The sequence below is a fragment of the Streptomyces sp. CCM_MD2014 genome (assembly GCF_000772045.1).
GTDB classification, from domain to species: domain Bacteria; phylum Actinomycetota; class Actinomycetes; order Streptomycetales; family Streptomycetaceae; genus Streptomyces; species Streptomyces salinarius.
On sequence record NZ_CP009754.1, the window covers coordinates 6,133,585 to 6,155,461 of the forward strand.

The 21,877-nt window shown below is 72.7% G+C and carries 23 protein-coding genes; 8 read left to right on the forward strand and 15 right to left on the reverse strand.

What is annotated here, in order from left to right; genetic code table 11:
• Window positions 1-51: 51 nt before the first annotated feature.
• Together NI25_RS27185 and NI25_RS27190 are read right to left on the reverse strand one after the other, a co-directional pair.
• Entirely contained in the window at window positions 52-1,068 is a 1,017-nt protein-coding gene (locus NI25_RS27185) for a zinc-dependent alcohol dehydrogenase (RefSeq protein WP_061444958.1), read from the reverse strand.
• A complete protein-coding gene (locus NI25_RS27190) occupies window positions 1,065-2,231 on the reverse strand; it encodes a mandelate racemase/muconate lactonizing enzyme family protein (RefSeq protein ID WP_061444959.1) in 1,167 nt (388 codons plus the stop codon). The genes NI25_RS27185 and NI25_RS27190 overlap by 4 nt, the downstream gene beginning before the upstream one ends.
• Before the next feature lie 215 nt (window positions 2,232-2,446).
• Here NI25_RS27190 and NI25_RS39535 point away from each other — a divergent pair, with 215 nt between their 5' ends.
• Complete coding sequence (locus tag NI25_RS39535; protein WP_061444960.1) at window positions 2,447-3,202, forward strand: SCO2400 family protein; 756 nt, start codon at window positions 2,447-2,449, stop codon at window positions 3,200-3,202.
• Between the two features lie 45 nt (window positions 3,203-3,247).
• Here the strand turns inward: NI25_RS39535 and NI25_RS27200 are convergent, their stop codons facing one another.
• The gene (locus NI25_RS27200; protein WP_061444961.1) at window positions 3,248-3,691 is read right to left on the reverse strand and encodes a MarR family winged helix-turn-helix transcriptional regulator; all 444 of its coding nucleotides are present in this window, start codon (window positions 3,689-3,691) and stop codon (window positions 3,248-3,250) included.
• A gap of 127 nt (window positions 3,692-3,818) precedes the next feature.
• Between NI25_RS27200 and NI25_RS27205 the strand changes: the two genes are divergently transcribed.
• The 3 genes from NI25_RS27205 to NI25_RS27215 all read left to right on the forward strand — a co-directional run bounded on the left by NI25_RS27205 (window position 3,819) and on the right by NI25_RS27215 (window position 6,242).
• Window positions 3,819-4,841: an NADP-dependent oxidoreductase gene (locus NI25_RS27205; protein WP_061444962.1), complete on the forward strand. Its 1,023-nt coding sequence runs from the start codon at window positions 3,819-3,821 to the stop codon at window positions 4,839-4,841.
• A 116-nt stretch (window positions 4,842-4,957) separates the two neighbouring features.
• Window positions 4,958-5,377: an organic hydroperoxide resistance protein gene (locus NI25_RS27210; RefSeq protein ID WP_061444963.1), complete on the forward strand. Its 420-nt coding sequence runs from the start codon at window positions 4,958-4,960 to the stop codon at window positions 5,375-5,377.
• 40 nt (window positions 5,378-5,417) lie between these two features.
• Window positions 5,418-6,242, forward strand: coding sequence for an EI24 domain-containing protein (locus tag NI25_RS27215; protein WP_061444964.1), 825 nt, complete (start codon window positions 5,418-5,420; stop codon window positions 6,240-6,242).
• On the opposite strand, the gene NI25_RS27220 is transcribed toward NI25_RS27215, so the two are convergent.
• From NI25_RS27220 to NI25_RS27230, 3 genes are all read right to left on the reverse strand, one after another.
• Window positions 6,214-7,518, reverse strand: a complete 1,305-nt coding sequence (locus NI25_RS27220; protein ID WP_199561036.1) for a pyroglutamyl peptidase — start codon at window positions 7,516-7,518, stop codon at window positions 6,214-6,216. The two genes, NI25_RS27215 and NI25_RS27220, sit on opposite strands and share 29 nt — an antisense overlap.
• A 268-nt stretch (window positions 7,519-7,786) precedes the next feature.
• On the reverse strand, window positions 7,787-8,758 hold the full coding sequence (locus NI25_RS27225) for an aldose epimerase family protein (RefSeq protein ID WP_061444965.1): 972 nt from the start codon (window positions 8,756-8,758) through the stop codon (window positions 7,787-7,789).
• 37 nt (window positions 8,759-8,795) lie between these two features.
• A complete protein-coding gene (locus NI25_RS27230; RefSeq protein WP_061444966.1) occupies window positions 8,796-9,707 on the reverse strand; it encodes an SGNH/GDSL hydrolase family protein in 912 nt (303 codons plus the stop codon).
• Between the two features lie 256 nt (window positions 9,708-9,963).
• Here NI25_RS27230 and NI25_RS27235 point away from each other — a divergent pair, with 256 nt between their 5' ends.
• Window positions 9,964-10,458, forward strand: coding sequence for a DUF3145 domain-containing protein (locus NI25_RS27235; RefSeq protein ID WP_061444967.1), 495 nt, complete (start codon window positions 9,964-9,966; stop codon window positions 10,456-10,458).
• 76 nt (window positions 10,459-10,534) lie between these two features.
• Here the strand turns inward: NI25_RS27235 and NI25_RS27240 are convergent, their stop codons facing one another.
• From NI25_RS27240 to fasR, 5 genes are all read right to left on the reverse strand, one after another.
• Window positions 10,535-11,824, reverse strand: a complete 1,290-nt coding sequence (locus NI25_RS27240; RefSeq protein WP_061444968.1) for a beta-ketoacyl-[acyl-carrier-protein] synthase family protein — start codon at window positions 11,822-11,824, stop codon at window positions 10,535-10,537.
• 109 nt (window positions 11,825-11,933) lie between these two features.
• The gene (locus NI25_RS27245; protein WP_007449219.1) at window positions 11,934-12,182 is read right to left on the reverse strand and encodes an acyl carrier protein; all 249 of its coding nucleotides are present in this window, start codon (window positions 12,180-12,182) and stop codon (window positions 11,934-11,936) included.
• Window positions 12,183-12,285: 103 nt separating this feature from the next.
• Window positions 12,286-13,317, reverse strand: coding sequence for a ketoacyl-ACP synthase III (locus NI25_RS27250; protein ID WP_061444969.1), 1,032 nt, complete (start codon window positions 13,315-13,317; stop codon window positions 12,286-12,288).
• A gap of 16 nt (window positions 13,318-13,333) precedes the next feature.
• Window positions 13,334-14,260 carry an ACP S-malonyltransferase gene (locus tag NI25_RS27255; RefSeq protein ID WP_061444970.1) on the reverse strand — a complete coding sequence of 309 codons (927 nt, stop codon included), beginning with the start codon at window positions 14,258-14,260 and terminating at the stop codon, window positions 13,334-13,336.
• A gap of 89 nt (window positions 14,261-14,349) precedes the next feature.
• Window positions 14,350-15,555 carry a fatty acid biosynthesis transcriptional regulator FasR gene (gene fasR, locus NI25_RS27260; RefSeq protein WP_052842855.1) on the reverse strand — a complete coding sequence of 402 codons (1,206 nt, stop codon included), beginning with the start codon at window positions 15,553-15,555 and terminating at the stop codon, window positions 14,350-14,352.
• A gap of 108 nt (window positions 15,556-15,663) precedes the next feature.
• Here fasR and NI25_RS27265 point away from each other — a divergent pair, with 108 nt between their 5' ends.
• Window positions 15,664-16,326, forward strand: a complete 663-nt coding sequence (locus NI25_RS27265; RefSeq protein WP_061444971.1) for a pirin family protein — start codon at window positions 15,664-15,666, stop codon at window positions 16,324-16,326.
• A 411-nt stretch (window positions 16,327-16,737) separates the two neighbouring features.
• Here the strand turns inward: NI25_RS27265 and NI25_RS27270 are convergent, their stop codons facing one another.
• Together NI25_RS27270 and NI25_RS27275 are read right to left on the reverse strand one after the other, a co-directional pair.
• Window positions 16,738-17,559, reverse strand: coding sequence for a serine hydrolase domain-containing protein (locus NI25_RS27270; RefSeq protein ID WP_061444972.1), 822 nt, complete (start codon window positions 17,557-17,559; stop codon window positions 16,738-16,740).
• A 19-nt stretch (window positions 17,560-17,578) separates the two neighbouring features.
• Window positions 17,579-18,046, reverse strand: a complete 468-nt coding sequence (locus NI25_RS27275; protein ID WP_061444973.1) for a GNAT family N-acetyltransferase — start codon at window positions 18,044-18,046, stop codon at window positions 17,579-17,581.
• A gap of 109 nt (window positions 18,047-18,155) precedes the next feature.
• Between NI25_RS27275 and NI25_RS27280 the strand changes: the two genes are divergently transcribed.
• Window positions 18,156-18,653, forward strand: a complete 498-nt coding sequence (locus NI25_RS27280) for a MerR family transcriptional regulator (protein WP_061444974.1) — start codon at window positions 18,156-18,158, stop codon at window positions 18,651-18,653.
• The gene (locus NI25_RS27285; RefSeq protein WP_061444975.1) at window positions 18,650-19,663 is read left to right on the forward strand and encodes an aldo/keto reductase; all 1,014 of its coding nucleotides are present in this window, start codon (window positions 18,650-18,652) and stop codon (window positions 19,661-19,663) included. The genes NI25_RS27280 and NI25_RS27285 overlap by 4 nt, the downstream gene beginning before the upstream one ends.
• Window positions 19,664-19,684: 21 nt before the next feature.
• Here the strand turns inward: NI25_RS27285 and NI25_RS27290 are convergent, their stop codons facing one another.
• A complete protein-coding gene (locus NI25_RS27290; protein ID WP_061444976.1) occupies window positions 19,685-20,551 on the reverse strand; it encodes a DUF4429 domain-containing protein in 867 nt (288 codons plus the stop codon).
• Window positions 20,552-20,617: 66 nt separating this feature from the next.
• Entirely contained in the window at window positions 20,618-21,838 is a 1,221-nt protein-coding gene (locus NI25_RS27295; RefSeq protein ID WP_061444977.1) for an alpha/beta hydrolase family protein, read from the reverse strand.
• Between the last annotated feature and the right edge of the window lie 39 nt (window positions 21,839-21,877).

Here is a 21,877-nt window from a genome sequence, read left to right on the forward strand (position 1 = left end):
GGTGTACGCCGGTGCGGAGGCCGTCAGGTCGCCCCCGCACCGGCGTACGGCTCAGGGGCCGGTGTCCGGGTGCAGCAGTACCTTTCCGACCTTCGGGTCGCCGGAGCCCACCAGCTCGATGGCCTCGGAGAACTCCGCGAGCGGCAGTTCGTGCGTCACCAGCGGCCGCGGATCGAGCAGACCGGCCGCGAAGACCCGCACCGTGTGCGCCCAGGCGTCCGGCGGTGCCCCGAAGACGGTGTGCACCTCCAGCTGCCGTACGACCAGGTCGGTCGGGTCGAGACCGTCGGCGCCCGGCGCCGGGATGCCGGTCAGCACCAGCCGTCCGCCCCGGCGCAGCAGCGCGGCGGCGGTGCGGGCGGCGTCCGCGGAGCCGGCGGTCTCGATCACGACGTCGAAGTCGTCCGGGAGCGGCCGGTCCTTGGTCAGGAAGCCGGTCGCGCCGAACTGCCGCGCCAGCGCCTCGCGGTCCCCGCGCGTCCCGACGACCAGCAGTTCGGCCGGGGAGGCGGCGCGCAGGAACTGCACGGCGAACATGCCGAGCGTGCCCGTGCCGACGACGGCGACCCGCTCACCGGGCCGGGCGTTCGCCTTCAGCGCGGCGGCGGCGATGCAGGCGGCGGGCTCCAGCAGGGCCGCGCCGGTGAGGTCGGCGTCGTCGGGCAGCACGTGCAGGAGCCGGGCGGGCAGGGTCAGCGTCGGGGCCATGGCGCCCGGCCGGGTGAACCCGGTCTCCTCGTACCCGGCCGTGCACAGCGTCGTCTCACCCGCGTGACAGCGGTCGCAGACCTGGCAGTTGCGGAAGCCCTCGCCCACGACCTTCCGGCCGGCCAGCGTCTCCGGCACCCCGGCGCCGACCCGCTCCACGGTCCCGGACCACTCGTGTCCGGGGGTGAGCGGGTAACGCACGTACCCCTCGGGCCGGTTGCCCTGGTAGACCTCGCGGTCGCTGCCGCAGATCCCGGCGGCGTGCACCCGCACCAGCGCCTCGCCGGGGCCGGGTTCGCGCGGCTCGTGCGGCACGAGCCGGTGCACCCCCGGCGCCTCGACGACGACCGCGCCGCTCATGCCCCGGTCCCCTTGGGGGCGCGCTTCTCCCAGCCCTCGGCCCACAGGTCGAACCGCGCCTGCTGCTGCGGGAACTCGGCCGCCGCGTCGGTGTCCAGCTCGACGCCGAGACCGGGTGCGTCGGAGAGGTGGAAGCACCCGTCCTCCGGGTCCACCTGCGGCGCGCCCTTCACGACCTTCTTGATCTCCGCGTCCGCGAAGTCGTTGAAGTGCTCCAGGATCTTGAAGTTCGGGGAGGTGAACCCGACCTGGAGGCTGGCGGCGGTGAGCACGGAGCCGCCGACGTTGTGCGGTGCGACCAGCGTGTAGTGGGTCTCGGCGGTCGCGGCCAGCTTCCGGGTCTCCCAGATGCCGCCGATGTGACCGACGTCGGGCTGGATGACGTCCACGGACTGGTCCTCGAACAGCTCGCGGAACTCGATCCGGTCGTGGATGCGCTCCCCGGTGGCGACCGGCATGTCGACCTTCTCGGCGACCTTCTTCAGCGCCTTGAGGTTCTCCGGCGGGACCGGCTCCTCCAGCCAGGCCGGCTTGAACGGCGCGAGTTCGCGCGCGAGCCGGACGGCGGTGGAGGGCGAGAACCGGCCGTGCATCTCCAGCATCAGCTCGGCGTCCGGCCCGATGGCGTCCCGCACGGCCTCGATCAGCGACACGGCGTAGTTCGTCTGCTGCTGGTCCAGCTCGAAGTGCCCGGTGCCGAACGGGTCGATCTTCAGCGCCCGGTACCCGCGCTCCATGACCCCCCGCGCGGCCTTGTGATAGGCCTCGGGCGTCCGCTCGGTGGTGTACCACCCGTTGGCGTACGCCTTGACCTTGTCGGTGACCTTCCCGCCCAGCAGCTGCCACACGGGGACGCCGAGGGCCTTGCCCTTGATGTCCCAGCACGCCATCTCCACGACGGCGATGCCGGACATCACGATCTCGCCCGCGCGGCCGTAGTCGCCGTACTTCATGCGGCGCACCAGGTCCTCGACAGCGAACGGGTCGGAACCGAGAATGTGGTTGGCCTCGGCCTCCTTCAGGTAGCCGAGGAGCGCGTCGGTGTGGCCCAGCATCCGGGTCTCGCCGACTCCGGTGATGCCCTCGTCGGTGTGCACCTGGACGTAGGTCAGGTTGCGCCACGGCGTCCCGACCACGTGTGTGCTGATTCCGGTGATGCGCACGGCGGCTGCCCTTCGCTCTGTTCGATATTTCGTCACTCGTTCGAAATGCTGGCGTGACAGTAAGGACGGTGTGCTCGGAGTGTCAATGGGTCGGACACATAACGGTTTCGGCAGTTTCAGAAGCGAGGGGGAAACCGCCCCCGGAGCCTTCCCCACACAACATTCACAGTGACCTCTAGGAACGCGCCCGCCCCGGAACTTAACCTTCCCGCGTCATGGACTACTGCCACCCGTGCCGACGGCACCTCAACGGCGCCCTCGCCTGCCCGGGGTGCGGCACGCCCGCCCGCGAACTCCACGCGTCGGACGCCTGCCTGACGGTGGGTGAGGAGACCGCGCCGGCTCCGGTGGGCGAGGGCGGCGCGGTGGCGGCGGCCGCCGAGGCGCCGGCCCGGGGCGGCCTGCGGGACGACTCCGGCGAGGACCCCGACGACGCCGCACCGGGCGCCCGCTCCAGTCGCCGCGACCGCAAGGCCGCCGCCCACCGCAGGCGCCGCCGCCGGACCCTGCTCCTCGTCGGGGGCTTCGTCCTGGCCGCCGGGGGGCTGAGCCTCGCCGAACTCGGCATGGACGCCCCCCACTCCCCGGACAGGCCGGCCGCGGCGGGCGGCGAGTCGACGGACGGCGGCGCGACCCGCGAGGTGGGGGAGACGTCGGCGATCCCGGCCGACGCCCCCTCGGGGACGACTGCGGCCTCGGCCCCGCCGGCCACGAGCGCGTCCGCGTCGACAACGGTGTCGGCGTCCGCGTCGGAGTCCCCGGAGGCGGAGGAGTCGCACACGCCGACCGCGTCCGGCGGTCCCGGTGCGTCCCGAGCGCCGGTCCCGAGCACCACCCCGCCCGCGAACCCGGACCCGTCGTCCCCGGAGTCGCACGACGACCCACCCCCGTCGGCGACCCCCACCCCGCCGGAATCCCCGGACCCGACCCCGACGGAAACCTGCGACCGCTTCCTGTGGTGGTGCACATAGCCGCCGTAGCCGCGGGCACCGCCCCTGGCCGACCGCGACGCCGGTTCAGTCACCCCGCAGCATCGTCACCAGCGCGTCCCGCAAAGCCACCCGCTCCGCCTCGGACAGCCCCGCCAGCGGCTCCCGCGCGAACCGGAGCGACTCCCGCAGCCCCCGGGCCACCCGGCGTCCCTCCTCCGTCGCCGCCGCGACCTTGACTCGCCGGTCGCCGGGGTCGGGCCGTCGCTCGACCAGGCCCCGTGCCTCCAGCCGGTCCACGATCCCCGTGACGTTCGACGGCTCGCACCTCAGCTTCTGGGCCAGCTTCCGCATCGGCAGCGGCTCCAGCGACAGCAGGCTGAGCAGCTTGGCCTGCGCCCCGGTCAGGGCGCGCTCCGCCGCTGCCTCCTCGTAGTCCGCGTGGAAGCGGGCCACGACCTCGCCGATCAGCTCGACGACTTCGAGGGTGAGAGCGTCGGGTCGGCGCGTGGTGTCGCGTGGTGTGGCCATGGAATCCAGGGTACCCATTTGTTTGACAACGTGAAATGTTCAGCCGCATGGTTGTTTCAGAGCATGAAACATTCTCGGCGAGCAGATCCCGAGGAAGTCCCGAGCAAGCCCCCTGGAAAGGTGCCCCATGACCGACTCCCCCGCCCTCCCCGCCGTCAACCGTGAATGGCACCTGGTCACCCGCCCGGTCGGCTGGCCCAAGCCCGAGGACTTCGCGCTCGTCGAGGCGGAGGTTCCCGCCCCGCGTGACGGGCAGGTGCTCGTGCGCAACCTGTACGTCTCCGTCGACCCGTACATGCGCGGCCGCATGAGCGCCGCCAAGTCCTACGCCGCCCCCTACGAGCTCGGCAAGGTCATGCAGGGCGGCGCGGTCGGCGAGGTCGTCGCCTCCAACGCGGAGGGCTTCGCCGTCGGCGACCACGTCCTGCACTTCTTCGGCTGGCGCGAGTACGCGGCCGTGGACGCGAAGAACGCCGTCAAGGTGGACCCGGACGCGGCGCCCCTGTCGACGTACCTCGGCGTGCTCGGCATGACGGGGCTCACCGCCTACGCCGGTCTGCTGCGCACCGCCTCCTTCAAGGAGGGCGACTCCGTCTTCGTCTCCGGCGCCGCGGGTGCCGTCGGCAGCCAGGTCGGGCAGATCGCGAAGCTCAAGGGCGCCTCGCGCGTCATCGGCTCGGCCGGCTCGGACGAGAAGGTCGGGCTGCTCCTCGACGAGTACGGCTTCGACGCCGCCTTCAACTACAAGAACGGCCCGGTGAGCGAGCAGCTGCGCGCCGCCGCCCCGGACGGCGTCGACGTCTACTTCGACAACGTCGGCGGCGACCACCTGGAGGCGGCCATCGGCTCCCTCAACCTCAACGGACGCATCGCCGTCTGCGGCGCGATCTCCGTCTACAACAACACCGAGCCCGCGCCCGGCCCGAAGAACCTCGCCCGGCTCATCCAGACCCGCGGCCGCATCGAGGGCTTCCTGGTCGGCGACCACTACGACCTCCAGCCGCAGTTCGTCGAGGAGGTCGGCCCCTGGGTCCGCTCCGGCGAGCTGAAGTACCGCGAGACGGTCGTCGAGGGCATCGAGAACAACCTGGAGGCGTTCCTCGGCGTCCTGCGCGGCGACAACACCGGGAAGATGATCGTGAAGCTCTGAACCCCGGCAGCGGAGGAGCGGGCTTCCCGGGATTTCCGGCATGCGGTAGCGTCTTTCCGAAATCCGTCGTGATCGTGGGCGCGAGTCACGGCGGACCGAGGAGGAAGACACCCGTTATGCCCATCCAGCAGTCCGAAGTCCTCTACACCGCCGTCGCCACCGCCGAGAACGGCCGCGACGGCCGGGTCGCCACCGACGACGGCAAGCTCGACGTGGTCGTGAACCCGCCCAAGGAAATGGGCGGCAGCGGCGCCGGCACCAACCCGGAGCAGCTGTTCGCCGCCGGGTACAGCGCCTGCTTCCAGGGCGCGCTCGCCGTCGTGGCCCGCCAGGAGGGCGCCGACGTATCCGGTTCGACCGTCACCGCCAAGGTCGGCATCGGCAAGAACGACGACGGGTTCGGGATCATCGTCGAGATCTCCGCCGAGATCCCGTCCGTCGACGCCGCCACCGCGCGGTCCCTGGTGGAGAAGGCCCACCAGGTCTGCCCGTACTCGAAGGCGACCCGCGGCAACATCACCGTGACGCTCGCCTGACCGGAAACGGGCCTGCGCGCCGACCGGTAGAGTTCCGCCCATGCGTGATCTCGGGGCGGGGTTCGGTCATCTGCTGAAGGGCCAGCGCTGGGTGGCCCGGCACGGGCGGAGCTACGGCTTCGGCCTCGTCCCGGGCCTGATCACCCTGGTCCTCTACCTGGGCGTGCTGGTCGCGCTCGCGCTGTGGGGCGACGACTTCGTCGGCTGGGCCACGCCCTTCGCCGACGACTGGTCTAGCCCCTGGCTCGGGCTCTTCCGCGGCTTCCTCACCGCCGTGCTGTTCGCCCTCGCCCTGCTGCTGGCCGTGCTCACCTTCACCGCGGTCACCCTGCTGGTCGGCCAGCCCTTCTACGAGGCCCTCTCCGAGCGGGTCGACCGCGACGTCTCCCCGGACGGCACCGCCCCCGAGTCCGACCTGCCGCTCTGGCGCGAGCTGTGGATCTCCGGCCGCGACAGTCTGCGGATCGTCGTCCGCGCCGCGCTCTGGGGCGTGCTGCTCTTCGCGCTCGGCTTCATCCCGGTCGTCGGCCAGACCGTGGTCCCGGTGATCGGCTTCTTCGTCACCGGCTTCTTCCTCACCGAGGAACTGGCCGCCGTCGCCCTCCAGCGCCGCGGCGTCGAACTGCGCGAGCGCCTCGCCCTGCTGCGCTCCCGCAAGATGCTGGTCTGGGGCTTCGGCACCCCGCTGGGCGTCTCCTTCCTGGTGCCCTTCGTCGCGGTGTTCCTGATGCCCGGCGCGGTCGCCGGCGCCACGCTCCTCGCCCGCGAGCTGCTGGGCGAGGAGACCCGCGACGGCGCCGGCGACCCGTCCGAAGGCGGTACGGCCGACACAGCGGTCAGCCCCGGTCCGGCCCCGCGGCACTGACCGCCACGGCCACGATCGCCCGCGTCTGCGCCACGATGTCCAGCCGGTTGCGCACGAACCCCGGGTCGGTGACCGCCCCCGTCGCCGGATCGGTGTTCCGGTCCCCGAACTGCAGCACCGGGGTGTGCACGTGCCCGCCCGGCAGCGTGCCGTGCAGCCCGAGCCGGTCCCGCAGCAGCGTCGCGCGGTAGGCGATCTCGTTGGACAGGTAGTTCCCGCCGCCGCCCTCCCGCGCCGTCGAACCGGGCGTGGGCCCGTCCGGCCGTACGACCGGCTCGGTGCCTCCCCCAGCCGGGATCTCGGTCACCGTCGTGTTGTCGTACACGGGGAAGCGGCCGGTGTCCGCCGCGGTGATCGCCGCGTACGGCAGCGTGGTCGTCGTCCACTGCGGCTGCGAGGCCGGATCGGTCACCGGGACCGTCTCCGTGCGCGAGACGTTCTCGTTGTCGGGGAAGCCGCCCCGCCAGGCCCCGTTGGTCCGCTCCACGTCGAACCGCCCCACCCGGCCCTGGCTCACGGTGGTGAACAGGTCCACCCGCGGCAGATACGGCCGCAGCGCCCGCTCCACCGCCCCTTCGGCGAAGTCCCGCCAGCGCACCGGGAACACCGCCGTCTCCACCCGCGCGGGACCGTCCGGAGTGTCGATCACCGTGCCGTCCAGGGCGAGCGCGACGGCACCGGACGGGTTGGAGATCCGGATGTCCCGGTCCAGGGTGAACGGGTCGAAGCCGGTGAGCAGCACCCGCTTCATGCCCTTGCCCGTGCCCTCGTCGTGTCCGCCCGGCGGCAGCCGCAGGTCCGCCTGTCCGCGCGAGGTGCGCTCCAGTTCCGTCAGCAGCGCGGCCCGCTGCCGCTCGCCCAGCCCGAACCCGGGCTCCCAGGTGCGCAGTTCCCGCGTCATCCCGAGCCGCGCCCAGTACAGCGGCCGGTCGTCGTCGCGGCTGAGGTCCCCGCGGGCCGGCCCGCGCCCCTGCACCCGGTCCACCGCCCGCCGCCACAGCGCCGATCCCTCGCGCGCCACCACGGCACGCGCCTCGCGGTAGGAGCCGGCCCGCCCGAGCCTGTGGGCGAACGCCGGTGCCACCGCGGCGAATCCGGAGCGCCGCAGGATCTCCCGGGGCACCTCCCCGTCGAGCCGCCGCTCCTCCACCGTCGGTGCGGGGGCGGTGCCGCCCGCCGGGGGTGCCGCCGTCGCCGCCGTGGGGGCGAGTGGGGCGGCGAGCCCCGCCACCAGGGCCAGTCCGAGTACGCCGATCCGAACACGTATGGGTGCCAAGGGAGTCCAGGTCCTTCCGTCGCCGTGGGGTGCGCTGCCGGACGGCGGAAGTATCGCGTGACGGAGGGGGCGTGCGCCATGGCGCGTGGCGACCGACTCGTGGGTGTTTGTGAAGGGTTCGTACGAACTTTTGACCGGATGCCCGATCGTGGACCACCGGATCACCGCGACGGTTAACGTCGGACCCGGGCCGCCCGCGTGCGCGCCCCCGGGAGCAGCCCCGGCCCGGAACCTGACGGCCGGGCCGGGGCTCGGCCCTCGGCGCTCCCTAGCGCACCGAGAAGCCGTACACCGTCTCCGAGCGGAACACCTCGCCGGGCCGCAGCACCGTGCTCGGGAAGCCGGGCCGGTTCGGGGAGTCCGGGAAGTGCTGGGTCTCCAGCGCGACGCCGTCCCCGGGGGCGAAGGGCTCGCCCAGGTGGTCGGCGGTGTAGAGCTGGAGGCCCGGCTCGGTCGTCGCCACCGTGAGCACCCGTCCCGACGCCGGGTCGTACAGCTCGGCGACCTCCTCGGCGGCGTCGGTCACGCCCTTGTCGAGGACGAAGTTGTGGTCGTAGCCCGAGCCGATCTTGCGCGCCCGCCGGAAGTCGAAGCGCGTGTCCGTCACGTCGTCGAGGCCGCCCGTCGGGATCAGATCCGCGTCGACCGGCGTGATCCGGGAGGCGGCCAGCCGCAGTTCGTGCCCGCCCGCGTGCCCGGAGCCGCTCAGGTTGAAGTAGCTGTGGTTGGTCGGGTTGAGCACGGTCGGCGCGTCGGTGACCGCCTCGTACACGATCCGCAGCGCCCCCGACCCGTCCAGCGTGTACGTCGCCGACATCTCCAGGCGCCCCGGGAAGCCCTCCTCGCCGTGCGGGGAGACGCGGCTGAGCCGCACCCCGTCCGTGACCGCCGCCACGTCCCACACGCGCTTGTCGAAGCCGCGCTCGCCGCCGTGCAGCACGTTCGGCCCCTCGTTGGGCGCCAGCGCGTACGTCCGCCCGTCCAGCGGGAAACGGCCGCCCGCGATCCGGTTGGCGTACCGCCCGACCAGCGCGCCCAAGTAGGGCTCCGGGTGCCGGACGTAACCGTCCAGGTCGGCGAATCCCAGCACCACGTCGGCCATGTTCCCGTCCCGGTCCGGGACCTCGGCCGACTGCACGATCCCGCCGTACGACAAAACCCGTACCCGTACGCCGGCCCGCTCCAGGGTCCAGCGGTGTACCGGGGTGCCGTCGGAAAGTGTGCCGAAGAGTTCGCTCATGTGCGGAACTCTAGGACATGCCCAGGTCAGACCCCGCTCACGGCGTCTTCGCGGTGACCGCGCGGTACGCGATCTCCGCCAGCCGTGCCTGGCCGTCCACACTCGGGTGGAACCAGTCCCAGTGGCTCAACTGGTCGGTGCCGAACCGGTAGGCGTGGACCGCGCCGTCGTCGGTGCGGCAGCGCCGGTCCTTCGCACAGACCTCCCGCAGCACCTCGTTGTAGTCCTCCACCCGGTCGCGCACCGTGTTGCGCCGCAGCGTCGCCGCCGCGTCCGTGGAGTCCGCGTCGCCCAGCATCGACGGGCACAGGCCCAGCTTCCACACCTGCTTGCCCAGCGCGTTGGTGCGCCCCTGGGACCACAGCCGCTTCAGGTCCGGGATGCTCGACACGTACACCTGCGCCTTGGGGAGCTTCTCGCGCAGGGTGGCCATCGCCTCCTCGAACTGCGTCCGGAAGTCCGCCACCGGCGTCATCGCCGAGGTCGTGGACCGGCACGCGTCGTTCGCCCCCGCCATCACCGCCACCAGCTCCGGCTTCCGCTCCGCCGCCCGCGTCACCTGCGCGGTCAGGTCTTCCATCCGGGCCCCGGTCACCGCGTAGTTCCAGCTGTGCTCGGCCGCGTCCGCCTTCCCCAGCAGCCGTACGGCGAGCGAGTCCACCTTCGCGCTGCTGCCGGTCGCCCACGACACCTCCGGGCAGTCCGACAGGACGGCACAGGCGTCGAAGCCGCGCGTGATGGAATCGCCGACGGCGGCGACCGACCCCGGGCTCGTGTCCCACGCCGGGGCCGTCGTCGCCCGCTTCGAGGCGCTGGGGGACGGGGCGGGGGAGTCGCCGCCCGCGGCGTCGCAGCCCGCCACGCCCACAACGGCGGCCGCCAGCACGTCGAGCGCGGCGCGCGCCCGGCGGCGGCCGTACCGCGTCCCCCGGTCCGTCCCTCGGCCCATACGGTCCCACCCCTCGGTTCGTGCCTCCACCGTGCTCAACCCATGACACCGCGCGAGGGTTCCCGAGGGCGGCGATGCAACGCCTCACACCCGTACAAGCGTCCTGCCGGGTGAATGGCGGCGTTTTGTCGGCGGCGGGACCGACGGTACGTCACACTCCTTGCCCCGTCGCACGGTAGCCTCGCCATGAACGTGACCCGCCCGGTCACGGCCGTTCCACCCGTTCCGAGATGTCCCGCTCAGCCCGGAGGTTCCGGTGACGACACGTGGAGTCCTGTACGTGCACTCCGCGCCGCGCGCGCTCTGCCCGCACGTCGAGTGGGCCATCGCCGGGGTGCTCGGCACCCGCGTCGGCCTGGACTGGATCCGGCAGCCCGCCGCGCCCGGCACCTGGCGCTCGGAGTTCTCCTGGCAGGGACAGGCCGGCATCGCCTCCAAGCTCGCCTCCGCCCTGCGCGGCTGGCAGCTGCTGCGTTTCGAGGTCACGGCGGAACCCTCCGCGGGCGTCGAGGGCGAGCGCTACAGCTGCACTCCCGACCTCGGCATCTTCCACGCGGTCACCGGCATCCACGGCGACATCATGATCCCCGAGGACCGGCTGCGCGCCGCCCTGGTCCGCTCCCAGCGCGGCGAGACCGACCTCGAGTCGGACGTCGCCAAGCTCCTCGGCAAGCCCTGGGACGACGAACTGGAGCCCTTCCGCCACGCCGGCGAGGGCGCCCCGGTCCGCTGGCTGCACCAGGTGGTGTGAGTCCGCCCGCCGTTCACGCACGAGGAAGGCCCCCACCGCTCGGTGGGGGCCTTCCTCGTGCGCGCGGGTACGTCGCTCAGACCGTCCGGAACGCGAGTACCACGTTGTGGCCGCCGAAGCCGAACGAGTCGTTCAGCGCGGCGATCCGGCCCTCGACCGGCAGCTTGCGGGCCTCGCCGCGGACGATGTCCGCGTGGGCCTCGGCCTCCGGGTCGATGTTCTCGACGTTGATGGTCGGCGGCGCCACCCGGTGGTACAGGGCGAGCACGGTCGCCACGGACTCCACGCCGCCCGCGCCACCGAGGAGGTGACCGGTCATCGACTTGGTGCCGGAGACCGCCATGTGGTCGACGTCGTCGCCGAGGACCTTGCGCAGCGCCTTCAGCTCGGCGATGTCACCGGCCGGCGTCGAGGTGGCGTGCGCGTTGACGTGCACGATCTCGGCCGGGTCCAGGTCCGTGCCGTCCAGCAGGTTCTGCAGGGCGGCGGAGATGCCGCGGCCCTCCGGCTCCGGCTGCACGATGTCGTGGCTGTCGGCCGAGATGCCCTGACCGACCGCCTCCGCGTAGACCCGGGCACCGCGCGCGGCGGCGTGCTCGGCGGACTCCAGGACCAGGACGCCGGCGCCCTCGCCGAGGACGAAGCCGTCGCGCGCCGTGTCGAAGGGGCGCGAGGCGCCCTGCGGGTCGTCGTTGTTCTTGGACATCGCCATCATGTTGCCGAACGCGGCGATGGGCAGCGGGTGGATCGCCGCCTCCGTGCCACCCGCGACGACGACGTCGGCCCGGCCGGTGCGGATCATCTCGATGGCGTAGCCGATGGCCTCGGCGCCCGACGCGCAGGCGGAGACCGGCGTGTGCACGCCCGCGCGGGCGCCCACGGCCAGGCCCACGTTGGCCGACGGGCCGTTCGGCATGAGCATGGGGACGGTGTGCGGGGAGACGCGGCGGACGCCCTTCTCCTTCAGCACGTCGTACTGGTCGAGCAGCGTGGTCACACCGCCGATGCCGGAGGCGATGACCGCGCCCAGCCGGTCGGGGTCGACGTGGGCCGCCCCGTCCTCGGCGGCGGCCTCGCCCGCCTTGCCGGAGTACCCGGCGTCCTTCCAGGCCTCCTGCGCCGCGATCAGCGCGAACTGCGCCGAGCGGTCCAGGCGGCGGGCCTGCGGCCGCGGGATGACCTCGGAGGGGTCCACGGCGACGGGCGCGGCGATGCGGACCGCCTGGTCGGCGGCCCACTCCTGCTCCAGGGGCTTGACGCCGGACTTGCCGGCGACCAGGCCCTCCCAGGTCGAGGCTGCGTCGCCACCCAGCGGTGTGGTTGCGCCGATACCGGTGACGACCACGGTGCGATTGGTCGAGCTCACGGGAATTCTTTCTCCAACGGGATACGGATTCGTACGGCGCCACCGCCGGGTGGCGGGGCAGTCGGCCCGGATCCGCCCTGTACCCGGGGTATGCCCGAGTATCGGCGGATCAGGCCTGGTGGTCGAGGATGTACTTCGTCGCGTCGCCGACCGTCTTGAGGTTCTTGACGTCCTCGTCCGGGATCTTGACGTCGAAGCGCTCTTCGGCGGCGACGACGACCTCGACCATGGACAGGGAGTCGACGTCCAGGTCGTCGGTGAAGGACTTGTCCAGCTGGACGTCCTCAACCGGGATGCCGGCGATCTCGTTCACGATGTCCGCGAGACCGGCGACGATCTCTTCCTGAGTGGCGGCCATGATGGCGCTCCTTCGTTGTTGTCTCAGAGGGTGTGGCGTCCCGCCGCGTCGCGACGGGTGTTGCTGCTCTCCGTCCCGGACCGCATGATCCGGCACGGAGTGCCTAGGGGAGGGTAACGACCGTCGCGGCGTAGACGAGACCCGCCCCGAAGCCGATGACGAGCGCCGTGTCGCCGCTCTTCGCGTCACCGGTCGCCAGGAGCCGCTCCATCGCGAGCGGAATCGAGGCGGCCGAGGTGTTGCCGGTGGTGCGGATGTCACGGGCGACCGTGACGTGTTCCGGCAGCTTCAGCGTCTTCACCATCGAGTCGATGATCCGCACGTTGGCCTGGTGCGGAATGAAGACGTCCAGGTCGTCCGGGCTGATCCCGGCCGCGTCCAGCGCCTGCTGCGCGACCTTCGCCATCTCGAACACGGCCCAGCGGAACACCGCCTGGCCCTCCTGCGTGATCGCGGGGAACTTGACGTTGCCCTCGCGGTCCAGCGGCAGCTCGGAGACGTCGCCGATCCGGAAACGGTCCCAGGAGACCGTCTGCTTGATCGTTTCGGCCTTGTCGCCCTCCGAACCCCAGACGGTCGGGCCGATCGCCGGTTCCTGCGACGGGCCGACCACGACCGCGCCCGCGCCGTCGCCGAACAGGAAGGCCGTCGCCCGGTCCTCCAGGTCGGTCAGGTCGGACAGCCGCTCCACGCCGATGACCAGCACGTACTCGGCCGAGCCCTCGACCACCATGCCCTTGGCCAGCGTCAGCCCGTAGCCGAAGCCCGCGCAGCCCGCCGAGATGTCGAAGGCCGCGGCCTTGTCGGTGCCGAGCCGGTCGGCGATCTCGGTGGCGATGGCCGGGGTCTGGGCGAAGTGCGACACGGTCGAGACGACCACGGCGCCGATCCGGGAGGCGTCGATCCCGGCGTCCGCGAGCGCCTTGCCGGACGCCTCCACGGACATCGCGGCGACGGTCTCCTCGGGGCCGGCCCAGTGCCGGGTCTCGATACCGGAGCGCGAGCGGATCCACTCGTCGGACGAGTCGATCTTCTCGAGGATCACCTCGTTCGGCACCACGCGGGTCGGGCGGTATCCGCCGACGCCGAGGATGCGCGCGTACGGGGCGCCCTTGCTGGGCTTGATCTTCGACATGCTCTCGCGCTCCTTGTCAGGCCTGGGTGTGCTCGGCGACGAGCTCGCGGGCCGCGTCGAGGTCGGCGGGGGACTTCAGGGCCAGCGTCTTCACGCCGGGCAGCGCCCGCTTGGCCAGCCCGGTCAGCGTGCCGCCCGGGCACACCTCGATCAGCGCGGTGACGCCCAGTTCCCTGAACGTCTCCATGCACCGGTCCCAGCGGACCGGGTTGGCGACCTGGCCGACCAGCCGCTCCAGGACCTCGGCGCCGGAGGCGACGGCCTGCCCGTCCTTGTTGGAGACGTACGTCACCTTCGGGTCGGCCGGCGTCAGCGCCTTCGCGGCCTCGGCGAGCTTGTCCACCGCGGGCGCCATGTGGTGCGTGTGGAACGCGCCGGCCACCTTCAGCGGAACGACCTTGCGGACGCCCTCGGGCTTGTCCTCGTTCAGCGCGGCCAGCTGCTCCATGGTGCCGGCGGCCACGATCTGACCGGCGCCGTTCACGTTCGCCGGGGTGAGGCCGAGCTTCTCCAGGTGCGCGACGCTCACCTCGGGGTCGCCCCCGAGCAGCGCCGACATGCCCGTCTCGGTGACCGCGGCGGCCTCGGCCATGGCCAGGCCCCGACGGCGTACGAGGGTCAGCGCGGCGGTGTCGTCGAGGACACCCGCGAAGGCGGCGGCGGTGATCTCGCCGACGCTGTGGCCCGCGACCACGCCGGGCCCGATCTCGGTGATGTCACCGAGTGCCGCGGCGGAGAGGATTCCGGCGGCGACCAGCAGCGGCTGGGCGACGGACGTGTCACGGATCTCGTCCGCGTCGGCCTTGGTGCCGAAGTGGGCGAGATCGAGTCCGATGGCGTCGGACCACGCGGCGACGCGGTCAGCGGCGCCGGGAAGGGCGAGCCAGTCAGTCAGGAAGCCGGGCGTCTGGGCGCCCTGGCCGGGAGCGACGAGTACGAGCACTCTCACACTCTCTCTTGAGGACGGCCACGACCGCCCGTGGGGACAGGGACGAAGAACAGGAGCGGGTTTTGTGGACCCTGCACAAAATCTTAGAGCTGCGGATCTCCGTCGGCCAGACGCCCCAGGATGAGCGCGATCCGCAGTGTGAACGCAGACCGTACATCAGAGGGCGACCATCCGGTGACGTCAGTCACACGTCGGAGCCGGTAGCGCACGGTGTTCGGGTGAACGAAGAGCATCCGGGCGGCGCCCTCCAGACTGCTCGCCTGTTCGAGATAGACGCTGAGCGTCTCCAGGAGCGCGGCCCCGGCCTCCTCCAGTGGTCTGTAGATCTCCTCCACCAACTGCTCACGGGCCGAGGGGTCGGAGGCGATCGCGCGCTCCGGCAGCAGATCGTCGGCGAGCACCGGGCGCGGGGCGTCCTGCCAGGCGGTGCACGCCTTCAGCCCGGCCGCGGCGGCCTGCGCGGACCGGGTCGCGGCCAGCAGGTCGGGCACCACGGGCCCGGCGACGACCGGCCCCTGCGCGAACGGCCCGATCAGCGACTTCGCCACCGCGAGCGGGTCGTTGCGGCCCCCGGCGATGACGACCAGCCGGTCCCCGAGCACGCCGGTCAGCACCTGGAGCTTGGCGTGCCGGGCCGCCCGCCGGATGGCCTCCACGGTCAGTTCGGAGTCCCCGTCCGGCGCGGTGCCGAGGACGACGCACACGTGCTCGGGCGAGTTCCACCCCAGCGCGGCCGCACGCGACACGGCGCCCTCGTCGGCCTCGCCGCTGAGCACGGCGTTCACCACCAGCGACTCCAGGCGCGCGTCCCAGGCACCCCGTGCCTCGGCGGCCTGCGCGTACACCTGGGCGGTCGCGAAGGCGATCTCCCGGGCGTACACGAGCAGCGCCTCGCGCAGCACGGACTCGTCGCCGGGGGCCGCCACCTCGTCGATGGCGGACTCCATCACCTCGATGGTGGTCCGCACCATCTCCACGGTCTGCCGCAGCGTGATCGCGCGGGTCAGCTCGCGCGGCGCGGTGCCGAAGACGTCGGTCGAGATGGCCTGGGGCGCGTCCGGCCGCCGGAACCACTCGGTGAACGCGGCGATGCCGGCCTGGGCGACGAGCCCGATCCAGGAACGGTTCTCCGGTGGCATGGCCCGGTACCACGGCAGCGTCTCGTCCATGCGCGCGATGGCCTGTGCGGCGAGCGATCCTGAGGACTGCTCCAGCCGCTTCAGGGTCGCGGTGTGCGGGTGGGCGGGCTGCGCGGGGGCGTCGGGCTTGCCGGTTTCGGGTTCGGGCACGGGGACAAGACTGCCTTATCGGGCCGGGCGGGTGTGCCGCAGGGGCCGTGCTCGACCGTTCGGCCGCCCTCCGGACGGCACCGCGCCGGGTCTACCGTGAACGGCGTGATGGACGTACGCCGCGCCGACGAGCGCTATCCGGGCGGTGACCCGGCAGCCGGGATCACCTCCCGCCACGCCTTCTCCTTCGGTCCCCACTACGACCCCGACAACCTGCGCTTCGGGGCCCTGCTGGCCTGCAACGAGGAGCGTCTCGCCCCCGGCGCCGGCTTCGACGAGCATCCCCACAGCCACACGGAGATCGTCACCTGGGTGGTGGAGGGGGAGCTGACCCACCGCGACAGCACCGGCCACGAGACGGTGGTCCGCGCCGGGGACGTGCAACGCCTCAGCTCGGCGGGCGGCGTGCGGCACGTGGAGCGCAACGACGGGGCCACCCCGCTGACCTTCGTCCAGATGTGGCTGGCCCCCCGCGACCCCGGCGGCGACCCGGCCTACGAGATCGTCCGGGGCATCGCCGACTCCACCCCGTACGCCGTCCCGGAGGCCGGCGCGATGCTCCACGTACGCCGCCTGGCGGCGGGGGAGCGGACGGCGGTGCCGGACGGGGCGTACGTGTACGTGCACGTGGTGCGGGGCGAGGTGACGCTGGGCGGGGAGGCGCTGGGCGCCGGGGACGCGGCCCGCGTCACGGACGCCGAGGGCGTGGAGGCGGTGGCGGGGGCGGCGTCCGGCGCGGAACTGCTGGTGTGGGAGATGGCGGCGCGCTGACGCGTCGGGCCGGCGGGTGCGTGAACGGACCCGCCGCCCTCTCGAAGACCGGGAGGGTGATCTCCGGGACGAGAACGGCATCTTCCTCCGTGCCCCCGGGGAGGTGTCCGCGCGTCTCCTCCCGGCACAGGAGCGTGCCGTCGGGGAGGAGGACCGCCGCGCGGAGCCGGTCGGCCGGCTCGATGACGATCCGCCACACGTCGCCGGCCTGCGGGCGTGTCACACAGATCAGGCCGCCGCAGACGCTCACCTCTGCCTCGCTGCCGTCGGCGGCGCGAATCCTCCGCCGCCCCGTCGGTCACCTCCTCGGGCACGGCGGCGACGGGCGAGAGGACCGCCCGGACCGCGTCCATGTCGAACGCGGACGACTCGCCGTCGGAGAACGAGTACAGGCCCAGGGAGCAGGCCACCTCAGCCGCGCGCCTCCGCCAGCACCGCGTCCGTGAAGGGCGGCCACGCCTCGACCGCCCACGGGCCGAAGGCGCGGTCGGTGAGCGCCACGCAGGCCAGGCCCGCGTCCGGGTCGAACCACAGGAAGGTGCCGGACTGGCCGAAGTGGCCGAAGGCGCGCGGGGAGGAGGCGGAGCCCGTCCAGTGCGGGGACTTGCCGTTCCGGATCTCGAAGCCGAGGCCCCAGTCGTTGGGGTTCTGGTGGCCGTAGCCCGGCAGGACGCCCTTCGTGCCGGGGTACTGGACGGTCATCGCCTCGGCGACCGTCCGGGGGTCCAGCAGCCGCGGTGCCTGCACCTCGGCGGCGAAGCGGAGCAGGTCCTCGACCGTGGACACGCCGTCCTTCGCCGGGGAACCCTCGAGAGAGGTGGACGTCATGCCCAGCGGCTCCAGCACCGCCTGCCGCGCGTACTCGGCGAACGGCATGTCCGCCGCCTTCGCGATGTGGTCGCCCAGCTGCTCGAAACCGGCGTTGGAGTACAGCCGGCGCTCCCCGGGCGGGGCGGTCACCCGGTGCTCGTCGAAGGCCAGGCCCGAGGTGTGCGCGAGCAGGTGACGGACCGTCGCCCCGGGCGGCCCGGCGGGCTCCTCCAGCTCGATCGCGCCCTCCTCGTACGCCACGAGGGCCGCGTAGGCCGCGAGCGGCTTGGTGACCGAGGCGAGCGGGAAGCGGTGCGCGGCCGGGCCGTGGGTGCCGAGGATCGTGCCGTCGGCCCGTACGACGCCCGCCGCGGCGGTGGGGACCGGCCAGTTCTCGATCGACGCGAGGCTGTTCAAGGACATGGCGTCGAGCCTAAGCGGCTCAGAGGTACAGCCGCATCGAGGGGGTCGAGTCGCGCGTGAAGCCCAGCGACGCGTACAGGGGCTCGGCGTCGGGGGAGGCCGTCAGCATGACGTGCCCGGCGCCCCGCTCGCGGAACCACTCCAGCAACTCGTCCATGCACGCCCGCGCGTATCCGCGGCGCCGGGCGTCCGGGTCGGTGGCGACGCTGAAGACGTACCCGAGCAGCCCGCCCGGCCTGCCGGGCCCGCCGATCCGGTACTCCAGCGTCCCCACCACCAGCGCCGCCAGCGCGTCCGGCCGCTCCGGGTGGTCGACCACGAACGCCGCGAAGCCCCCGTCCGGATCGGCCAGTCTCTCCCGCAGGCCGGGCAGCGAGCCCGCCTGCCAGTCGGTGGGGGCGTCGGGGGTCACTGAGGCGATCATCACCTGCCGGAGGCGGAGCACTTCCTCCGCGTCCTCGGGCACCGCACGGCGTACGAGACTCATGCCCGCACGCTAATGACCCGCGAGGTCGCGTGTCCTGCGATTTCCGGGCGGTGATTTCCCGCCGGCGGCGCTTGCCTGGAGTGCACTCCAAGGTCATAGCGTGTGGCACATGACGGTGATGCAGACCACGGCAGGGACCCTCGGTCCGAACGCCACCGGCAACGCCACGAGAACCGACATCTGCTCCGCCCCGCCCCGGCGCCACCCGCGCCCCGACGGGCAGGACCGCTACACGATCAGCGAGGTCGTCGCCTTCACCGGCCTGACGGCCCACACGCTGCGCTGGTACGAGCGGATCGGCCTGATGTCCCACATCGACCGCTCGCACACCGGGCAGCGCCGCTACAGCAACCGCGACCTGGACTGGCTCGACTTCGTCGGCAAACTGCGCCTGACCGGCATGCCGGTCGCCGACATGGTCCGGTACGCGGAGCTGGTGCGCGAGGGCGAGAGCACCTACCTCGACCGGCGGGAACTGCTGGAGTCCACCCGCCGCGACGTGCTCACGAGGATCGCCGAGCTGACGGACACCCTCGCCGTGCTCGACCGGAAGATCAGCTTCTACGCGGACGCCGGACGCACCCGTGAAGAGGAGAGGAACGGATGACCGACAGCGGGATCCCGACGGCACGACTCGGCGCGGGCGGTCCGGAGGTGGGCGTCCAGGGCCTCGGCTGCATGGGCATGAGCTTCGCCTACGGGCCGACGGACGCCGACGCCTCGCGGGCGACCCTGGAGCGGGCGCTGGAGCTGGGCGTCACGCTGTACGACACGGCGGACGTCTACGGGCTCGGCGAGAACGAACGGTTCCTCGCGCCGTTCCTGCGGGCGCACCGCGACGAGGTCGTTCTCGCGACCAAGTTCGCCCTCTCCCTGGACCACGTCGACCCGACGAAGCGGACGGTCCGCAACGATCCGCCGTACGTACGCCAGTGCGTCGAGGCGAGCCTCGAACGCCTCGGTGTCGACGTGATCGACCTCTACTACATGCACCGGCGCGACGTGAACGTGCCGATCGAGGAGACCGTCGGTGCCATGGCCGAGTTGGTGCGGGAGGGCAAGGTCAAGCACCTCGGCCTGAGCGAGGTCACCGCCGGAGAACTGCGGGCGGCGCACGCCGTCCACCCGATCGCGGCCGTTCAGTCGGAGTGGTCGCTGTTCAGCCGGGACATCGAAGCGGGCGTGGTGCCCGCGGCCGCCGAGCTGGGCGTCGCCCTGGTGCCGTACTCACCGCTGGGCCGGGGCTTCCTCACCGGCGCGGTCACCAGTACCGACGGGCTGGCCGAGGACGACTTCCGACGCCGGCAGCCCCGCTTCACCGGCGACAACGCGGCGGCCAACGCGGCCCTCCTCGCCCCGGTCCGCGCCCTCGCCGAGGCCCACGGCGCCACCCTGGGCCAGATCGCCCTGGCCTGGGTACACCAGCGCGCCCGGGTCCACGGCCTGCCGGTGATCCCGATCCCGGGCACCCGGAAGCCGACGCGGGTGGAGGAGAACACGGGGGCGACGCGGATCGTCCTGACGGAGGACGAGCTGTCCCTCCTGGAGCCGATCGCGGAGAAGGTCGCGGGCGACCGGTACGCGGACATGACGTTCACGTCGGCCGGACGTGAGTAGGCAAACGCCCCGAGGCAGACGCTAAAGCTCCGCCAGCAACTCCGCCTTCTTCGAGGAGAACTCCTCGTCCGTCACCAGCCCCTGCTGATGCAGTTCCCCCAGGTGCCGTATCCGCTCGGCGATGTCGGCCGGGTCACGCCGGGGCGCCGGCACCGGAACGGGCACCGGGGTGCTCGCGCCCCGTTCCCGTACCGCCGCCAGCACCGCCGCCGCGAACGGCAGCGACTCGTGCACCGGCCCGTACCCGAGCCCGAACACGACCGCCGCCGGGTCCTGGTCGGCCTGGGGGACGGCGGGGGCGGCCGACGGGTCGGCGTCGCGCGGGAGCAGCCGCAGGTACCCCTCGAACATCTCGGGGGAGCGCCACTCCACCCCGCCCAGGTCGGCGACGGGGAAGCTCTGGTCGCCGGCCTTCCACTTCGCCGAGGACGCGCCCGTCCAGGACCAGCGGAAGGACACCGCGTCGCCGTCGAAGGACGCCTTCCCGTCGTACGCCTTGAAGTGCAGGGGCGGCTCGGGCGGGGCCACCAGGTAGCGCTCGGTCTTGCCGGACTCGGTCAGCAGCGCCCGCAGTTCGTCGGCGTAGTACTCCGCGAGCGTCTCCCGTTCGGCGGGCAGCACCAGCCGGTAGGGGTCGCCGCTCTCCTTCAGCTGTCCGGCCGCCGCCTCGATCAGCGGATCGGCGCCCGCACGCGGTTCGACGCGCAGCACGACGGTGCCGCGCCTGCCGGGCGTGAGCGTCACGCCCTCGATCGCCTCCAGGGGCACGCGGCGTTCCCCCAGGGCCTGGAAGAGCTTGGGTGTTCGAATCCCCCGTTCGTAACGGATGAGCACGGAGTCGGACTCGAACTCCCAGGCGGCATGAAATCCGGCCAGTACGTCACCCATGCGGCTCATCGTATGCGGCACGAGCCTCTCCGTCCCCTCCCCGTGCAAACCGGAGTTTCTACGCCTCTACGCGCGTCCGGCCGACGTCGCCACGGACAAATCCGCCCGGCATGTGTCGTCCTCGTCGGCGCAGGCGACCGTGCGGTATGCGCCAACGCCGATCCCCGCGAAGTTCCGCAGGCTGTCCGTACCGGGCACGAAGTAACCGCTGTGTCCCCGGGCGTCCCGCGCGGACAGCACCCGCGCCCCGAAGGCCGCGGAGACCGGGTCGGCGCCGTGTCCGAGGCCGCCGACCTCCAGGTACGGCACGTCCTGGATCCAGTCGTCGGCGTCCCGCATCGCCCACACGCGGGCGGAGGTGCCGAGACGGGAGGCGGTCTCGGCACGCATGCCGGGGCTGCCGGCCACCGCTATGTCGGTCACCCGGCCGGGCAGCGTGTCGGCGGCCAGGCCGCACACCACCGAGCCGTAGCTGTGGCAGAAGAGGGAGACGGGGGCCTTGCCGGGCAGCGCCCGCAGCAGCGCGTTCAGCCGTACGGCCCCGTGTTCGGCCCGGTTCGCCGTGGCCGCCTCCATGCCGAGGCCGCTGGGGGAGGTGTAGTCGGCCCAGGCGATGACGGCCGTGCCGGTGCCGGGGCCGGCCGCGCGCTCGGCCGCGTACAGCGACTTGGCCATGCCGACGGGCGCCGAGTACTTCTTGCGGTCGGTGCGCTGGAAGGTGAGCAGTTCGGTGTCCACGCCGGGTACGACGACGGACACGCGGTCGGCGCGGTTCAGGTCGCCGAAGACCTCGGCGACCCTGCCCGAGCCCGCCGGGTCGAAGGCGAGGATGCGCCGGCCGGGGTCGAGCAGCGACTCGTAGTTGCGCATCCGCCGGGCCGCCTCGCGCTGCCCGGCCGGGGACAGGCGTTTGTCGTGCATGCGCGCGCGCTCCACCGACCGGGCCTCCCGCAGCGCGGAGCGGTTGGCGACGTAGCGCAACTGGACGGGGGCACCGTTCATGTTGCCGACGGCCAGGGGATACCGGTGGGCCAGGACCGTGCGCTGCCATGCGGTGAGCGAGGCGAAGAAGCGGGCCAGCCGGGCGGGCTTCGCCTGTGCGTCGGGCAGTCGCCGTCCGTCGATCCGGCCGTGCTCCCAGGCCGAGACCGACGCCTCGAGGGCGGTGGGGCCCCGCTGGTCGCGCAGGGCGGTCCAGCCGGTGGTCGCCAGCATCACGAACACCACGGCCAGGGCGAGCAGGACGCGCCAGACGTTGAGCTGCGGGGAGGTGTCGAAGGAAGTCACTGGGAGGACACACTAGGAGAACGGGCCGGTCTCGCGTGA

Bases quoted from the DNA above. Each gene is read 5' to 3' on its own strand.
- NI25_RS27285 (WP_061444975.1), top strand. From the start codon at position 18,650: ATGACCGACAGCGGGATCCCGACGGCACGACTCGGCGCGGGCGGTCCG.
- NI25_RS27210 (WP_061444963.1), top strand. From the start codon at position 4,958: ATGCCCATCCAGCAGTCCGAAGTCCTCTACACCGCCGTCGCCACCGCC.
- NI25_RS27185 (WP_061444958.1), bottom strand. From the start codon at position 1,068: ATGAGCGGCGCGGTCGTCGTCGAGGCGCCGGGGGTGCACCGGCTCGTG.
- NI25_RS27280 (WP_061444974.1), top strand. From the start codon at position 18,156: ATGACGGTGATGCAGACCACGGCAGGGACCCTCGGTCCGAACGCCACC.
- NI25_RS27275 (WP_061444973.1), bottom strand. From the start codon at position 18,046: ATGAGTCTCGTACGCCGTGCGGTGCCCGAGGACGCGGAGGAAGTGCTC.
- NI25_RS27215 (WP_061444964.1), top strand. From the start codon at position 5,418: ATGCGTGATCTCGGGGCGGGGTTCGGTCATCTGCTGAAGGGCCAGCGC.
- NI25_RS27230 (WP_061444966.1), bottom strand. From the start codon at position 9,707: ATGGGCCGAGGGACGGACCGGGGGACGCGGTACGGCCGCCGCCGGGCG.
- NI25_RS27290 (WP_061444976.1), bottom strand. From the start codon at position 20,551: ATGGGTGACGTACTGGCCGGATTTCATGCCGCCTGGGAGTTCGAGTCC.
- NI25_RS27200 (WP_061444961.1), bottom strand. From the start codon at position 3,691: ATGGCCACACCACGCGACACCACGCGCCGACCCGACGCTCTCACCCTC.
- NI25_RS27225 (WP_061444965.1), bottom strand. From the start codon at position 8,758: ATGAGCGAACTCTTCGGCACACTTTCCGACGGCACCCCGGTACACCGC.
- NI25_RS39535 (WP_061444960.1), top strand. From the start codon at position 2,447: ATGGACTACTGCCACCCGTGCCGACGGCACCTCAACGGCGCCCTCGCC.
- NI25_RS27245 (WP_007449219.1), bottom strand. From the start codon at position 12,182: ATGGCCGCCACTCAGGAAGAGATCGTCGCCGGTCTCGCGGACATCGTG.
- NI25_RS27270 (WP_061444972.1), bottom strand. From the start codon at position 17,559: ATGTCCTTGAACAGCCTCGCGTCGATCGAGAACTGGCCGGTCCCCACC.
- NI25_RS27265 (WP_061444971.1), top strand. From the start codon at position 15,664: ATGGACGTACGCCGCGCCGACGAGCGCTATCCGGGCGGTGACCCGGCA.
- NI25_RS27250 (WP_061444969.1), bottom strand. From the start codon at position 13,317: ATGTCGAAGATCAAGCCCAGCAAGGGCGCCCCGTACGCGCGCATCCTC.
- NI25_RS27205 (WP_061444962.1), top strand. From the start codon at position 3,819: ATGACCGACTCCCCCGCCCTCCCCGCCGTCAACCGTGAATGGCACCTG.